This is a genomic window from Brevibacterium sp. HMSC07C04, from assembly GCF_001815905.1.
In the GTDB taxonomy this organism is placed as follows: domain Bacteria; phylum Actinomycetota; class Actinomycetes; order Actinomycetales; family Brevibacteriaceae; genus Brevibacterium.
In genome coordinates this window covers 38,235-53,946 of the sequence record NZ_KV823267.1, presented here as the reverse complement: position 1 = coordinate 53,946, position 15,712 = coordinate 38,235, and the positions used below count along the sequence as shown (strand labels likewise).

Sequence of the window (15,712 nt, the reverse complement as noted above, 5' to 3'; positions counted from 1 at the left end):
CTAATAGGGTGTCCACTAAACGTGGGTAACCTCAGCAATATCGAAATCAGACCCTTGAAGCCCTCACCGCCTAGAATTAAACCAGTCCAACTTTCGGGGGCCAGTTCACCTCGGATCCCCGCGGGGCTTTTTCTGCCCCTCACCCTTTCACTTTTGCTTTAGGTAAGGGTAAGTTAACTCCCACTATGACCTCGAACCCAGTTACCCTGAACACTCCGACGAGCACTTCCGCCTACCGCGCGGCCTTTTCTGACCACCTACTCTTGGCCGCCCCTTCTGAACCGCACCATCGAATCATCCGCGCCACTGTTTATGACGTCAGCGCCCCGGCAGAAAACCTGCAGAGGATTGTCATCCGCTCCCCCGAGCTAGTCGGCTTTCAGCTTTCCGGCCCGGACGAATTCTTTGGCCTCTTTATGCCGGCTAAGCCCGGCGAGAATCTCCATTTACCACTCCACGGAGGTGGCGCCAATATCCGCGCAAGCGTTACAGCCATGCCGGAGACCCAACGCCCAAATTTACGTTGGTACACCGTACGCTCACTCGATCCCGAGTGCGGACAGATAACTTTCGACGTGGCGACACATGGCGTCAAAAATCCAAAGGATGAGCACGTCGGACCAGGGCTCGCCTGGGCTCTTGCAACTCGTGTTGGCGACCAGGTAGGCATCTGGACATGCCAGGGCCTCTGGCACCGCGCGCAAAGTTCACAAACACTTATCGCAGACCCATCTGCCGTACCTTCCGTTCGCGCCATTTTGGATTACGCGGATGCGTTTACCCCGGAACAGTTGCGCGACATACACCTCGTAGTGGTCGCCGAGAACCATGGTGACCTCGAGCCATCCCTCGTCGCCGACTGGGAGAGCAAGCTGGGCAGCCTAGAAGTGCTGTTTAGCGCTACAACGGACTTCAGCACGGCAGTGATGTCCCACCTACAGCAACTGGACCGTGCCGAACACCCCGCAACACAGTCGAAGTACGTCTGGGTCGCGGGTGAAGGACAGCTCTGCAAGGAAGTACGGCGCCACGCAATTCACACCTGGGGCCTCAATAGCGAATCCGTGCAGTGGTGCCCCTATTGGTTCCTAGGCAGGGCACGGCCTTAATTAGCCACAATCCCTCGCGGCACAATAATCGGAGCCATACCGCGGGGATCTTCCCACACCTCGGCATTCAGGCCATATGCCTCGCGCAACACATCCACCGTCAGAGCCTCCTTTGGAGAACCCTCGGCGATCTTTTCCCCTTCCTTCATGACGATCATCTCGTCGCTAAAAGTTCCCGCCAGGCCAAGATCATGAAGTACGGTAATCACCGTCTTGCCCTCTTGAGCGAGCTCCCGCACGATACTTAGAATCTCTATCGCATGTGCCGGATCTAGGTAGGTAGTCGGTTCGTCCAACAGCACAATTGGCGTATCCTGCGCCAACACCATCGCCATCCAGACCCGCTGCCGCTGGCCGCCAGAAAGCTCCGCCACGTCGCGGGCAACAAGATGGTCAACCTTCGTCTTCTTCAGCGCCTCGCGCACTTTTTCTTTATCTTCTGACGCCGTCGCTCCCGCACCCCAGAGCGATCGACGATAAGGGTGCCGTCCGCGCTCCACAAGTTCTCCAACGGTCAATCCCGCCGGACACAGCGGGTGTTGTGGCAAAAGCGCAATTAGTTGGGCGGCTTCGCGCGACCGCAAACTATGCACGTCCTTTTTCTCTACAAGAACCCGTCCTTCGGCGGGAGCAAGCAGCCGAGAAAGCGTCTTGAGCAACGTCGACTTGCCACAACCATTGGGGCCTAAGAGCGTGGTGACCTTCCCGGGCTCTGCAGTGAAAGACACGTCCTTAACAATGCTTGGGCCGTCGTTGTAGCCCACGGTGACGTGATCAGCTTGAACGTTCATTGAACCATTCCTTTCAGAGTTCCGCGACGGGCCGCCAACCACACAAGCAACACCAACGCGGGGCCACCGATGATGGCGGTAACCAAACCCACAGGGGATGTAAATGGCAGTGCGCCCGCCACGACGGCGCACGCAGCTAATAGAGCAGCGCCTGCAAAAGTAGAGCACAACGGATGGGGCGTGGGCGTTCCGGCCACCAGCTTGGCCAGCTGAGGAGCCAATAGTGCCACGAATCCAATTGGGCCGACAAAGGAAACCACCACCGCGACAATGCCCGTTGCGGCAATGAGCAAAATAGCGCGCACCCTCGTGACATTTACCCCAAGTGTGGACGCGGTGGCGTCATCATGAGAAAGAAGAGGGACATCGCGCGTAACACAGAGGCCTAAAACTACGAAGGGCAACAGGCCCAACACCATAGGCAACAAAGCTTCCATACGCACAAAGCCGGTAGACCCAGCGAGCCAAGTTTGGGCATCCGTGGCACGAGTTAAGTCAGCCCGGAGCAGGAGATACTGCACTAAAGACTGCGTGAGGAAAGACAGTGCCAGGCCGATGACCACTACGCGCTGCGACGTCCCGAAGCCACCGAGTAGAACGAGCAAACCAACGATCACTAGTGCGCCAAGCAAAGCGAGTGCAGCACGCCACCAGAACGTCGGCACCCCCTCACTCCATGCAGGGCGGGTAACTACGGTGCCCGCCACAACCAAAACCGCCGCGCCGCCGGATACACCGAGAATGTCCGGGCTGGCCAGCGGATTGCGGGCCATGGTCTGAGTCCACGCACCTGCCAGCCCTAGAGCCGCGCCGACCAGAACGGTAGCGATTGCTACAGGCAGGCGGAGATCCCACACCACGTTGATTGCTTGCTGTGTGCCCCCACCGGTGAGAACCTCGATGACTTCCATCGGGCTGAGCTTCACCGCTCCTTGCCCCAGGATTAAGCAGTAACAAAGAGCCGCTATGAGGGCGAACCCTGCCGAAGCCGCCAGGACGCGTCTGCTTCGTGAACGCTTAAGACTACGGATAGACGTCATATCGCTCATATCGTCAGCTCCGAGTCATTCGAGGTCGGTGAACTCTTCTTACGTCGCACCGCCAGAATCATCACTGGGGCACCGACAATAGCTAAGACAATGGACATTTCCAGCTCGTTAGGCTGCAGGACGAAGCGGCCCACAATATCGGCTAGCAACACAGCCGCGCCACCAACAATGCCGGTCGGCAGCAAGAGGCGAGTCAGGGACGGGCCGGTAAACGGGCGTAGTAGGTGTGGCACGGCGAAGCCCACGAATGTCACAAGCCCCACAGTGGCTGTCGCCGAGCCGGCGAGGATGATCACCGCTGCGGCAGCCAACAAGCGGGTTCTCGTGGGCGAGCTGCCAAGGGAACGGGCGGAGTCCTCTCCCATCGCAAGTAGATCCAGCGGGCGTGCTGCAAGCGCACCACATAGAGCACCTAGTGCTAGACCTAAAGCAGCTAAGGCCACGTCTTCCATACCCCGCCCAGCCGTAGAGCCAACGGTCCAGCGGCGGAGCCCTTCCAGGGTGTCGGAAGAATAGAGGCTCAGCATATTCGTGGCTGCTTGCAGGGCGAAGGTAACTCCCACGCCCACGAGTACCAGAGTTAGCGGGTTACGCGATACGCGGGAAATCAACAGCACGATTAAGGCAGCGACGGCCGCCCCGACGAGCCCTACAAGTGTCCGCTCCCCGACCGTCGTTGCCCAGCCCAAGGTCAGTGCCGCAGCGACTGCGAAACTTGCTCCAGCGTTCACGCCGATAATGCCGGGATCTGCCAGGGGGTTGCGGGTCCAGCTCTGAGCAATGGCACCCGCCATAGCCAGGGCTGCGCCTGTGATCACAGCCAAGAGGGTGCGCGGAACGCGCAAGTCCCAAATGATGCCGGACTGTTCAGCATTGATGCCGGATTGCGTAGATGGGTGCGGACCATGCATGAGGATGCTGGTCACTTCGCCAATGGAAAGATCTTTGGAACCCAAGTACAGGGAGGCAAGCAGCAGCAAAGCCAAGCCAACGAGTGCGGCCGAAGTAATCAAACGCCGGGAAAACACCAAAGAATGTCGAGTCCTTGAAACGGACACTTTCAATTAAATTGCGTCAGAGAACTTGTCGACTGCCCAGGGGATGGTCAATGGGTTTGGCATACTCATTGCATTGCCCACGTTTTCGTCCATCCAGCGGACCTTGCCTTCGCGAACAACGTCCAGCTTGCTGAATGTTGGATCCTTCTTCAAGGTATCGGCGGCACCCTGGTAATCAAGGATGAAGAGGTAATCGACGTTGTTGAGGTCGCTGTAGTTCTCAGGTGCGATGTCGCGGTAGAACTCGCCCCCGTTACCTTCGAGCTCCTTCGGGATCTCGAAGCCCAGACTCTTGATAAACTGCCCGCGACCGTCACCGGAGGTGTACAGGCCGATCTTTCCCTGATAAGGCATGACGATAGCCGCACGCTTGCCTTTGAGCTCAGGGTGCTGCTGTTGGAAATCATCGAAGGCCTTCTGCGTTTCTTCGACGAGTTTGTCGCCTTCTTCTTGCTTGTCTACAGCGCCGGCGATCTGGTTGACCTGATCCCGCCAGGGGATCTGCCAGTCCGTGGCACCGTCTGGCTTAACGGTGGTTGGGGCGATGTCATTAAGCGCCTTCTTCGCCTGCGCGTCTACGGCAGAGTTCACCGCAATGATCTTGTCCGGATCAGCGGCGGAGATCTTCTCCAGGATTTCAGCAGTGAATCCGTTGGCAGTACCGTAAACCACTTCAGGCTTGTTGTCGCCGAGCTTTTCGGTAGCCCATGGGCCGACGCCAGACGCATCAACATCTCCCTCAGCACCCCAGGGCGCTACGAGGACTGGTTGGATGCCTAGAGCGAGCAAGGTATCGCTGTCTCCCAGGCCAACTGCGGCGATGCGCTCGTCCCCGGTGCCCTCATTTTTTGACGCCGCCGCGTCGTCGCCTCGGGAGCAACCAGACAGAACAAGAGTGGATGCTGCCAAGACAGCGGCGGTCTTCAGCGCCGCTCGACGGGTCAGCGAATTGTTTCGAAACATGTGAAATCCTAACGCGTAAGGAACTCTTTGAAACGCTGTAAAGTACCCGTAGCCCCAAGAGACTGATGGCCTCTTTCGGCTACGGCCAACACAGCAATCGGGTCGATACTACACAGGTAAGGCTAACCACACAATAGGCTACCCTAAGTTAGTCCGCTTCCTGCTCGGCCGCTACCGACTCCATCGCCACCTTGGCCACCGTCGCCACGCTGGCCACCCTGGCTCTCAGTGCCGAGATGCTCGCGCTATTGCAACTCGTGGCACCAACTGTCGGAAAAGTTGCACTTCGAAGGTCGAAATGTCGCTAGAACGGGAATCTGTCAACACAGGCGCGCCTCCGAATTTTGCGACAATTCCCTGACCTGCAGTTTTGCGGAGCTGCAAATCAGTGTCTTTAACGCATTCCCGTTCTAGCGACATTCACCCCTGCTAGCGCCCCAAATACGGCGCCGTCGGCCACGCATTCCCGGTCTAGCGACATCTGCACATCCTCACGCCGCCAAATAGGGCGCCGGCGCCTCCCGTGACGCAATCCCCCCAGCACTGCGCTCGCACAATCTCACATTTCGCTGGCGCTGCAGCCAAGCGGAAAGCGTGGGCGCCAATAAGAAAAAATAGGCCCCCTACCGCAACAAATGTGAACTGCTCCCCATTAGTTGGACTGAGAAATCAGTTACCGACTAGTGGGGAGTAGTTGTCATTGAGAGCACGAAGTTCGCTAAGTCAGCATCAGCGCGAGCAATTGGTCGAACTATTTGAGCAAGGCATGGGTTATACAGCCGCTGCCAATGCCCTTGGTGTCTCCAAGTATGCCGCCCGTATGCTCTATCGTCGGTTTAAGCTGCATGGCAGGCTATGTCTTGTGGAGAAACCGACAAAGCAGCAGTACTCGTTTGAAATCAAGAAGGAAGTTGTCCAACGCTACCTTGCCGGCGAGACAAGAATGGATCTTGCCCGCGAGTTTGGCCTGTCATCAGACCAGCTCGTCAAAGATTGGACCAGGACATGGCGTACAGGCGGCGATGACGCGTTGAAACCGAAGCCGAAGGGCAGGCCCAAAGGCTCGGCTGCACCGAAGCGGCTTACAGAAGAAGACAAGCTGTGCCGTCAGATTGCGCGGTTGGAAGCGGAAAACGCGTATCTAAAAAAATTGCGGGACTTGAGGAATCAGGGACGCGCCTGAAAGTCCAGGCGATTGTCATCCTCAAGTCGCACCATCGTCTGCAATACCTTTTTGCGGGTAACCCCAGCCGCAGACCGCACGCACACTGATTTGGGCTGTGTGGGCTGTTGGACTAAACTGCTCACGATCGGAGGGAGTCCCTCCGTCCGCCTCCTTAGCTCAGTTGGTAGAGCACCGCTCTTGTAAAGCGAAGGTCGTCAGTTCGAGTCTGACAGGGGGCTCAGCTTCTTCGGGAAGCACCTCAGCACGAGGTGCTTCCCGTTTCTGTTTTGAGTCTCACCTAGACTTCCCGTGTGACGAACGCAGCAGACAGCAGACTCAGCGGCCTTGACCGCTTCTTCAAAATCACTCAGCGCGGCTCCACTGTGGGCACCGAAATCAGGGGTGGTCTGACGACCTTCCTGGCAATGGCCTACATCATCGTGCTCAACCCGATCCTCATCGGTGCGGCCGCTGATTCGACGGGTGCGTTCCTCGGCGGGGGAGACACTCCCAACCTGGCCGCGGTGGCTGCTGCGACATCGCTCATTTCGGGTCTTCTCACCCTGCTTATGGGCCTGGTGGGCAATTTCCCCATGGCGGTGTCCTCAGCTTTGGGCATGAGCGCGTTCATGGCGTTCGGGGTTGTTGTCATTCCAGGTATGACGTGGGCCGATGCGATGGGCCTGGTGGTCATTGAAGGCATTATTCTTCTTCTGCTGGTGGTCACCGGTTTCCGCACCGCGATCTTCAACGCGGTGCCAGGCCAGCTGAAATCCGCAATCGGTGTGGGCATCGGCTTCTTCATTGCGCTCATCGGCATGATCAACGCCGGCTTCATCAGCAACTCCGGCGGCACAGCGCTTGAACTGGGCCAGGGCGGGTCGATTGCCAGCTGGCCGGTGCTGCTGTTCACGGTCGCGCTTCTGCTGCTGTTCGTCCTCTACGCATGGGGCGTGCGCGCCGCGATCCTCTACACGATCCTCATTGCCACCGTCATCGCGTTCGCACTCGAAGCGGTGTTCAACCTGGGACCGAAGACCGGAGCTGACGGCGAGGTCGCCAACCCGGGCGGATGGGGTCTGACGGTGCCGAAGATCGAAGGCGGCTGGTTCCATTCGCCAGACCTGTCGATCCTCGGTTCGTTCAACCTGCTGGGCTCATTCCAGTCGGTTGGCATCATCACCGCTGTTCTCGTGGTGTTCACCCTGCTGCTGACGAACTTCTTCGACCTGCTGGGCACCATGATGGCCGTCGGCACGCAGGCGAAACTCGTTGACGAGTCCGGTCAGGTAGAAGGCGCCAAGCGGATCATGGTGGCCGATGCTCTCGGTGCCATCGTCGGCGGTCTGGGCGGAACCTCGTCGAATTCCGGCTTCGTCGAATCGACCGTGGGTGTTGGCTCTGGTGCTCGCACCGGTCTGGCGAATGTTGTGACCGGTGCGCTGTTCCTGCTGACGGTGTTCCTCGCTCCTCTGGCCGCACTCATCCCCTCCGAGGCGGCAGCGCCGACACTGGTCTTCGTCGGCTTCCTCATGATGCAGCAGGTTGTGCGCATCAACTGGACGGACATTGAGATTGCAGTCCCCGCGTTCCTCACGATCGTTCTCATGCCGTTTTCGTACTCGATCACCAACGGCATCGGTGCGGGCTTCGTGTCCTACGTCGTGCTCAAGGCCGCACGCGGCAAGTTCCGCGAAGTGCACCCGCTCATGTACCTCACTGCCGCACTGTTCATCGTGTACTTCGCATCCGGGCCGATCCAAGCGCTCGTGGCCGGCTGACAGGTCACCGCCCCCAGCTGGCGTTGCCCACAGCGCCGGTTCGGCACCTCGGCGAGTGACACCTGGTCGAACTCGCAGTTCTTTTCGGTGTGAGGCGGCTCCTATAGAGTGTTGCCGTCATCGGAAAACACCATGAGGACGCAGATATGGAACCCCTGTACATTCTGATTCCGCTCATCCCCGTCATCATCATCGTGGTGCTGCTGTTCCTGCTGTTCGGCGGGCTGCGCACATCGATCTTCTTCACCGTCAAAACGCAGGAGCGCGTCATCGTCGAGCGCTTCGGCAAGTACCGCAAAGTCTGCGAACCGGGCCTGAACATGAAGGCGCCGTTCGTCGACACGACCACCAAGCCGATTTCGCTGCGCGTGCACCAGCTCGAAGTCAACATCGAAACCAAAACCCAGGACAACGTGTTCGTCATGGTGCCGGTTGCGGTGCAGTACGTGATCGGCGAAAACCAGGTTGTTGACGCCTACTACCGCCTGTCGAACCCGGAAGAGCAGATCCGCTCCTACGTCTTCGACACCGTCCGTTCGGCACTGTCGACCCTGACCCTGGACTCGGCCTTCGAATCGAAGGACGACATCGCCACCTCGGTCGAACAGCGACTGTCGACATCGATGGCCGCTTACGGCTTCCGGATTGTCAACACGCTCGTGACTGACATCAGCCCGGACTCGCGTGTGCGCGATTCGATGAACTCGATCAACGCCGCACAGCGCGACCGCGTTGCGGCACAGGCCCTGGCTGAAGCTGACAAGGTCAAGCGCGTTACGCAGGCCGAAGCGGAAGCTGAATCGCGTCGCCTTCAGGGTGAGGGCGTCGCCGCCCAGCGCAAGGCAATCGCGAACGGCATTGCCGAACAGTACGAAGCCCTGCGCCGTGTGGGCATTGAGCAGACCGCCGAACAGCTGCTGCTCATGACCCAGTACTTCGACACCATGCAGGACGTTGCGCGCAACGGAAAGTCCAACGTCATGTTCATGCCGAACAACCCCGGGGCAGTGGGCGGTCTCGCGGAGGAAATCCGCAACACGATGCTGGCGACAAACCAGGTCAAAGAGGACGGCCTCGGCGTCGAGCACGACCGCTGACCGCACCGCACTGAGCCCGAGCGGCGCGTAAAGCCGCGCACCGCCTCGGCTGCGGCTGGCCGTAACTCCAGCGAAACGGCTGCTGAGCACATGCTCAGCAGCCGTTTCGCTGTTTCAGTCGATCAGGGCCCCGAACTGCCCGGTGCTTCCGAAGTGCCAGGAGAATCGGGTGCTCCCTGATCTCCCGAGGTGCCGGGCGTCTCCGCGGTGTCGGCAGACGCCGCATCGTCAGCGGCAGCGCGGTGGGCCGCCGGTGACACGTGGTGACCGCTTTGACTGCGCGCTTCGAGAGGAAGCTCGGCAGCACGAACCCATTCGGGGTATTTCGGGTCAAGATAGGCCCCCGACGATGTTCCGCGCAGTCGCCGTCCCACCCACGGGGCCAGGTGCTCTTTGAGCCATTCGGCTTCGTCTTCCATCCGGTCGCGAAGCGGCTTGGAGGTTTTTGACAGACGGAATCCTCGGATGCCCACCCGGTCCTCTTCGAGGACCCCCAGCGCAGACTGGGCGACCATGGTGTGCCCCTGCGTGCTCAGGTGAATGCGGTCGGGTGCCCAGTACTCCTGCGCGTAGATGGGGCGCATGCCCCACAGATCGAGCATGTAGCAGCCGTGGCGTCCGGCCAGGGTCCACATGTGCGCGTTGTACACGGCCACGCGGGGGCGCAGTGCGCGCAGCACGGGGCTGAAGGCGGCTGTGTCGAAGCCGTTGCCCAGCAGCACCTCGATGCCCTCGGCCCGCATTGCCGAGATCGCCCGCTCCAGCTGTTCGGCCAGGCCGTCAACATCGGCGGCTGGGCGCAGCACATCATTGCCTCCGGCCACAAAGGACACGAGGTCGGGCTTGAGATCGAGAGCGACCGGCACCTGTTCGTCGATGATGGCGCCGAGCTGCCGACCCCGGATGGCGTGATTGGCATACAGCAGGTCCGGGCTGCCGACGGGGGACTGGGTCAGGGCGTGCGCAAACCGGTCAGCCCAGCCGATGAAACGGCCGTCTTCCAGTGCGGACTCGTCCATGAGCCCTTCGGAAAACGAATCTCCGAGGGCCAGGTAGGTGCGGATCCGATGGTCGTCGCGTTCAGTCATAGGCTCTCCCGGTCGAGGTGGGTGAAGGCTTCGCGCAGGCTTTCAGCCCGCGCCTTGGGGTCGGCGGGAATGGTCGGATCTCCGGCCATGACACGGCGGCACCACTGCATGACGAGGCTGTTCTTGGGTGCTCGGATGCCGTTCAGGTGGGCCAGGCGGACGATCTCACCGCCGAGGTAGTCAGCTTCTATATTGCCGGTCCCGCGAGCCATGGACTGCCAGGTGGACGACAGGTTCTGCACCCCGTCGATGGGGGCTTGGGGAATGCGGTCGGCAAAGCCGAGCTCCTCGGGAGGGTTCGGGCAGTGCACAATGCCCGCAGCCTGGTAGACGGCGCGGGCTTCGTCCTGCAGCTGCTCCAGCAGGTCGCTGTGGTCGAGGGATCCCACGAGGGCGTCGATGCCGTTGTCGAGGTTCGCCAACAGCTTCCCGTAGGTGTAGGGCGAAGGCTCAGGCACGATGACCGACGCGAAGTTCCCGGCCGTGAAGTCGCCGTCCGCCTGCTGAAGGTACTGCGGCAGGGCTGTGCCGTCAGTCTCGCCAGCCTGCGGTCGGGGCGCGTCCGGTCCGCACACGGGACCGGTGATGAGTCCGGCCCACCGGTCTTCCATGAACACCGCCAGCTGTCCCGGCTCGGTGTAGACCGCCGGTGTGTAGATGACGGTCGTCGATACTGTCGCAAACCAGCGCGGTGCCTGTTCCTGCGCATCCGTGCCGTTGAGGAACAGCATCAGCGGCAGGCGCTCGCCGGCGGTGCCCAGCTGGCTGCCGTGCTCGTCAGTGACGGCAAGGTCAGCCCATTCGGCCAATGCGGTGGGCAGCTGCTGAGTTTTCACTGCCAGGATGATCACATCGCCGGCACGGAGATTCACCTGTGCTGATGAGCGCACTACTGTTGGATGTGCAGTCAGAGTTTCGTGCGGAGTGCGGACTGTCAGCCCCGCCGTTTCGATAGCATCGGCTTGGCTCCCCCGCGCAACCAGCACGTGGTCAACCCCAGCGCGGCAGAATCCCGCGCTGAGCATTCCGCCAATGGCTCCGGCTCCCACAATGATGTATCTGCTCATAGCTCAACAGTACTAGGAAGGCGTGTCGACACTGGATTCTCAGGACCTCAGCGGCTCCGCTTCCGACCGCGGCGCAGAAAGCGGCGACGGCAACGGAAACGGCGGAACCGCCACACCGCACTCGGAGGCATCGACTACAGGGCGAGACCCGCAGCATGAAACTGCGACCGCGTGGAAGTCGAACGAACACGCCTCTGAACCTCCCGCGCGGTCGGCCCGGGCCCGAGACCTCCTGTCTGACCTGAAGAAGGCCGGCGCTTTCGACAAGCCAGCGCAGGAAGTCGAGCACTTCGACGAGGAACCTGCCGCTGACAGCGGCGAACCCGATGCGAAAAGCACCGGTGCCGGTGCCGCTCAGACCGCTTCGCTCAGCGTCGACCAGGTGCGCGAAGGCGTGGCCCGACAGCAGGCCGCCGACCGTGCTGCAGACCGTGCCGCCAGCGTGCCTTCCGCACAGCCCGCAGTGCCGGAACAGCCGACGGCAGCCGGGCAGGCACCTCGGCGCCCTCATGGGGCTGCCCCACGGCCCACCGGCAGTGCTGCCACCGCGAAGTCCAAGGGCACCAAGAAGAGTGCCGGGCAGCAGACACACCGCAGCTCACGTTCAAAGCGTCGGGCCGCGCAGCGCATTGCACAGCGCACGGTGGCGCGCTTCGCTTCTGACCCGGCCCCGACCACCCAGCCGGTGCCGATCGTCAAAGTTCTCGAGGGCACCCCGTACCAGGCGCCGGTGCAGGCGAAGGCGAAGAACGATGCCGAGGCCCGGATGATCTTGGACCTGGCCGTCGACATCGGGGCCATGGTGCTGCGCGCCGGTGGGGGAAGTTCGGATGTCGAGGTCAGCGTCATTGCCGCGTGCACCTCGATGGGTCTGCCGAACGCAGAAGTCGACCTCACCGCCACGGCGCTGACCATCCACTACGCGGACCCGGACGGCAAGCAGATGACGGTGGTGCGGGTTGTGCGCGAACTCTCCCCGCACTTCGCCAAAGTCTCTTCCCTGCACCGACTGGTATCGGACATGGTTGCAGGCAAAGTCGACTACGCACAGGCGCGCAGCAGACTGGACGCCATTCGCGCCCAGCGCAGGCCCTTCCCACAGTGGCTTGTGACACTCGCGTGGGGTGTTCTTGTAGGGTGCTTTGTCACGCTCATCGGCGGTCGCCTGCCGTCAGCTGTTCTGGGCTTCGGCCTGGCTATCTTCATCGACTGGGTGGGCCGGGTGATCGGCAAGACGGGCCTGCCGACGTTCTTCCTCGTCATGGCCCAATCGGCGGTCGCCACGCTGGCAGCGATGCTCGCCCATCACTTCGAGCTCATTTCCTCGCCGCAGTACTCCGTCGCCGCAGGCATCGTTCTGCTGCTGCCGACCCTCGGGCTGGTCTCAGCTGTGCAGGACGCGCTGTCGAACTTCCCGCTGACCGCGGCCGGCCGCATGGTTGAAACGGGCATGGGCTTCGCCGGGATCGTCTCCGGTATTGCCTGCGCCGTTGTCATCGGCAACACACTCGAACTCAAACCCATTGAAATCACAGTGCAGAGCAGCGGTGTGAGCGTTCTGACCACCATCATCGCCGTCATCGCCGCTTTCCTCGTCGGGGCCTGCGGCGCCATTGGGTTCTACTGTGCCCGCAGGCTGGTGATACCGGCTGCGCTCATCGGCCTGGTGGGATTCCTCGTCTACGTGGGCGCCACGCTGTTGGGCATTGAGAACATCCTCGCTCTGCTCATCGCTTCGACGGTTGTCGGTCTGTTCTGCCGACCGGTGGCCTCGCGGCTGGGATCACCGGCGATTGTGCTCATTGTCCCTGCCATCTTCCCGCTGCTGCAGGGCCTGTCGATCTTCGCGTCCGTCTACCGGATGATCCCGGTGCCGGGCGAAGAAGTTCCCCTGGCCGTTGGACTGGGCGCTCTGTTTGCGGCGATCACTGCGAACTCGGCCATTGCCGCCGGTGCTGTGCTCGGTGATTTCCTGTCGCGGCCCATGTCGCGCTACGCGAAGTCCCGCCGTGCCGCGCGGGCTCGCGCAAAAGCCGAAGAGAAACTCGAAGCCCTGCGAGAGGATGCTGGAATTCAGCCGAGTTCCGCCTGATCAGTCCAGCTGCTTCAGTCCAGTTGCCAGTTGATGGGTGCTGCACCCTGTTGTTCCAGCAGCGAATTGCAGCGGCTGAACGGCTTCGAACCGAAGAAGCCGCGGTGGGCGGACAGCGGTGACGGGTGGGGTGAGGCGATGATCGGCACGCTGCCCAGCAGGGGAGTCAGCGTCTGCGCGGGACGGCCCCACAGGATCGCCACCAGCGGCCCGCCCCGGCCGGCGAGTGCGCGCACAGCCTGTTCGGTGACGGCCTCCCAGCCCATGCCGCGGTGCGACCCGGCGTTACCAGCGCGGACTGTGAGCACTCGGTTGAGCAGCATGACTCCCTGGCGCTGCCAGGCCGAAAGGTCGCCGTGCTCGGCCGGGGGTATGCCGAGGTCGTCTGCGAGTTCGCGGTAGATATTGGCCAGCGAGCGCGGCAGCGGCCTGACGTGGCGCTCGGCAGCAAAAGACAGCCCGATGGGGTGCCCGGGTGTGGGGTAGGGGTCTTGGCCCACGATGAGCACTCGCACGTTCGCAAGCGGTTCGAAGAATGCGCGCATGACCTGTTCGGGCCGGGGGAGCACGAGGTGGTGCTGGGCATCGCGCTGGACCGTCTGCTGGAGTTCGCGCACTTTGGCAACGGCGGGACCCAGCGCTTCCAGCCAGTCGGGGCTGACGTTTTCCAACAGGTTGATCGTCATGCACACGACCCTAGCGCGGACGCACACGGGCTGTGCGCAATCGGGCAGACCGCGGCCTGCGTGGACCGCGTGCGCACGGCTATGCTGAGTCCGAGAGTGTTCCCTCCCACATTTTCGGCGGGACACAGCGCTAATGCACGGATGCCGAAAGGACAACGACGACTATGGCACAGGTACGGGACTTCCCCGGGGTCAAAGACTGGAAGATGCTCATCGGCGGCGAATGGGTTGATGCCGCTGACGGTTCGCGGGCTGACGTCATCACCCCGATTGACCGCGACCGCGTGATCGCCCGCGTTCCCGACGGCAAAGAAGAAGACGCCGACCGTGCGGTCAAGGCCGCCCGGGCTGCTTTCCCCGCGTGGTCTGCTCTGCACTTCAAGGAGCGCCAGAAGGCGCTTGGACAGTGCGCGGATGCGCTGGAAGCTCAGGCGGAAGAGCTTGCCCAGCTGACGGCAATCGACACCGGCAATGCCCTGCGCACGCAGGCTCGCCCCGAAGCGCAGACCCTGGTCGACCTGTTCCGCTACATGGCCGGTGTGGCCGGTGAAGTGAAGGGCAACACGCTCCCGGCAGGCGATGCGCAGCTGCAGTTCACCCGCCGTGTTCCGCTGGGCGTTGTGGCCGGCATTCTGCCGTGGAACTCGCCGCTGATGATTGCTGCGTTCAAGACCCCGGCAGCGTTGGCAGCAGGCAACACGATTGTGCTCAAGACTGCCGAGGACGCTCCGCTGACCATTCTCAAAATGGCCGAAATCATCCAGGAGTTCCTGCCCGCCGGTGTTCTCAACGTGGTGACCGGCAAGGGCTCGGTCATCGGTGAGGCTCTTACTCAGCACAACGATGTCGACAAGGTTTCGTTCACCGGTTCGACCGGTGTGGGCCGCCACGTGGCCGAGGTTGCGGGTTCTCGTCTGGCTCATTCCTCGATGGAGCTGGGCGGCAAGAGCCCCAACATCGTGTTCCCGGATGCCAATGACGACTACACGCTCCAGCAGGTGCTGCTGTCGACTCGCTTTGCCCGCCAGGGGCAGTCGTGCACCATGGGTTCGCGCCTGTTCCTGCACGAAGACATCTACGACGACTTCCTGGCCAAGCTCGTTGACGGCGTGGCCCAGATGAAGGTCGGCGATCCGCGCGATGAAGACAGCGACATCGGCTGCGTCATCAACAAAAAACAGTACGACCAGATCGCGAACTACATTGAGATGGGCAAGTCCAACGAGGGCGTCGAAATCGCCTATGACGGCGCTGACAGGCTCGAGGTCGGCGAATCCGGCTTCTACCACGCGCCGATCATCTTCGCCAACGCCAAGAACGAATGGCAGACCTCGCGCGAAGAGATCTTCGGCCCCGTTCTCACCGTCATCAAGTTCAAGACGGAAGAAGAGGTCGTCGAAATGGCCAACGACTCCGACTACGGTCTGGCCGCCTATGTCTTCACCAAGGACGTCGACCGCGCGCTGCGGGTGGCTGACAAGATCGAATCCGGCTGGGTGCAGGTCAACCAGGGTGGCGGCCAGGTTGCAGGCCAGTCCTACGGCGGTATGAAGACTTCCGGCTTCGGCCGCGAAGCATCGCTTGAGGGCATGCTCGAGGGCTTCACCCAGATCAAGCAGATCAACGTCAAGATCAACTGATCTGACTCGCTGAGACAGTAAGTGCCCCGGCGCCTCACACGAAGTGCCGGGGCACTATTCTGTGCCGCCATTCGGCTGCTGTTCAGTTCGGCTGCCGCTTATGTGCTTTTGTCTTTCGGACCGCTC

12 protein-coding genes, 1 tRNA gene and 1 pseudogene are annotated in these 15,712 nt (G+C 61.5%); 7 read left to right on the top strand and 7 right to left on the bottom strand.

The annotated features are described in order from the left end of the window. Positions 1–185: 185 nt before the first annotated feature. Entirely contained in the window at positions 186–1,109 is a 924-nt protein-coding gene (locus HMPREF3162_RS07435; RefSeq protein WP_070574804.1) for a siderophore-interacting protein, read from the top strand. Here the strand turns inward: HMPREF3162_RS07435 and HMPREF3162_RS07430 are convergent. The 4 genes from HMPREF3162_RS07430 to HMPREF3162_RS07415 are packed head-to-tail and all read right to left on the bottom strand — an operon-like array spanning position 1,106 to position 4,970. After that, positions 1,106–1,900, bottom strand: coding sequence for an ABC transporter ATP-binding protein (locus HMPREF3162_RS07430; protein ID WP_070574802.1), 795 nt, complete (start codon positions 1,898–1,900; stop codon positions 1,106–1,108). The two genes, HMPREF3162_RS07435 and HMPREF3162_RS07430, sit on opposite strands and share 4 nt — an antisense overlap. After that, complete coding sequence (locus HMPREF3162_RS07425) at positions 1,897–2,940, bottom strand: FecCD family ABC transporter permease (protein ID WP_070575334.1); 1,044 nt, start codon at positions 2,938–2,940, stop codon at positions 1,897–1,899. The genes HMPREF3162_RS07430 and HMPREF3162_RS07425 overlap by 4 nt, the downstream gene beginning before the upstream one ends. 5 nt (positions 2,941–2,945) lie before the next feature. Beyond that, complete coding sequence (locus tag HMPREF3162_RS07420; protein ID WP_141759564.1) at positions 2,946–3,977, bottom strand: FecCD family ABC transporter permease; 1,032 nt, start codon at positions 3,975–3,977, stop codon at positions 2,946–2,948. A 36-nt stretch (positions 3,978–4,013) separates the two neighbouring features. Next, positions 4,014–4,970 carry an iron-siderophore ABC transporter substrate-binding protein gene (locus HMPREF3162_RS07415; RefSeq protein ID WP_016421885.1) on the bottom strand — a complete coding sequence of 319 codons (957 nt, stop codon included), beginning with the start codon at positions 4,968–4,970 and terminating at the stop codon, positions 4,014–4,016. Positions 4,971–5,823: 853 nt separating this feature from the next. Between HMPREF3162_RS07415 and HMPREF3162_RS07410 the strand changes: the two are divergent. The 4 genes and pseudogenes from HMPREF3162_RS07410 to HMPREF3162_RS07395 form a co-directional block, all read left to right on the top strand. Continuing rightward, positions 5,824–6,203, top strand: a pseudogene (locus HMPREF3162_RS07410) (helix-turn-helix domain-containing protein); the annotation flags it as partial. 98 nt (positions 6,204–6,301) lie between these two features. After that, positions 6,302–6,374 (top strand) — tRNA-Thr (locus HMPREF3162_RS07405). Between the two features lie 72 nt (positions 6,375–6,446). Continuing rightward, positions 6,447–7,916, top strand: a complete 1,470-nt coding sequence (locus HMPREF3162_RS07400; protein WP_062020561.1) for an NCS2 family permease — start codon at positions 6,447–6,449, stop codon at positions 7,914–7,916. A gap of 146 nt (positions 7,917–8,062) precedes the next feature. Further along, the gene (locus tag HMPREF3162_RS07395; protein ID WP_070574792.1) at positions 8,063–9,013 is read left to right on the top strand and encodes an SPFH domain-containing protein; all 951 of its coding nucleotides are present in this window, start codon (positions 8,063–8,065) and stop codon (positions 9,011–9,013) included. A 122-nt stretch (positions 9,014–9,135) separates the two neighbouring features. Here HMPREF3162_RS07395 and HMPREF3162_RS07390 read toward each other — a convergent pair whose 3' ends face one another. Continuing rightward, positions 9,136–10,101, bottom strand: coding sequence for an SGNH/GDSL hydrolase family protein (locus tag HMPREF3162_RS07390; RefSeq protein WP_070574788.1), 966 nt, complete (start codon positions 10,099–10,101; stop codon positions 9,136–9,138). After that, positions 10,098–11,168: a ketopantoate reductase family protein gene (locus HMPREF3162_RS07385; protein ID WP_070574786.1), complete on the bottom strand. Its 1,071-nt coding sequence runs from the start codon at positions 11,166–11,168 to the stop codon at positions 10,098–10,100. The genes HMPREF3162_RS07390 and HMPREF3162_RS07385 overlap by 4 nt, the downstream gene beginning before the upstream one ends. A gap of 22 nt (positions 11,169–11,190) precedes the next feature. Here HMPREF3162_RS07385 and HMPREF3162_RS07380 point away from each other — a divergent pair, with 22 nt between their 5' ends. Beyond that, positions 11,191–13,260, top strand: a complete 2,070-nt coding sequence (locus tag HMPREF3162_RS07380; protein ID WP_070574784.1) for a threonine/serine exporter family protein — start codon at positions 11,191–11,193, stop codon at positions 13,258–13,260. A 14-nt stretch (positions 13,261–13,274) separates the two neighbouring features. Here HMPREF3162_RS07380 and HMPREF3162_RS07375 read toward each other — a convergent pair whose 3' ends face one another. Further along, positions 13,275–13,946 (bottom strand): uracil-DNA glycosylase, encoded by a 672-nt coding sequence (locus tag HMPREF3162_RS07375; RefSeq protein ID WP_070574781.1) that lies wholly within the window; start codon positions 13,944–13,946, stop codon positions 13,275–13,277. Positions 13,947–14,110: 164 nt separating this feature from the next. On the opposite strand from HMPREF3162_RS07375, the gene HMPREF3162_RS07370 reads away from it, so the two are divergent. After that, on the top strand, positions 14,111–15,586 hold the full coding sequence (locus HMPREF3162_RS07370) for an aldehyde dehydrogenase family protein (RefSeq protein ID WP_070574780.1): 1,476 nt from the start codon (positions 14,111–14,113) through the stop codon (positions 15,584–15,586). Positions 15,587–15,712: the final 126 nt, after the last annotated feature.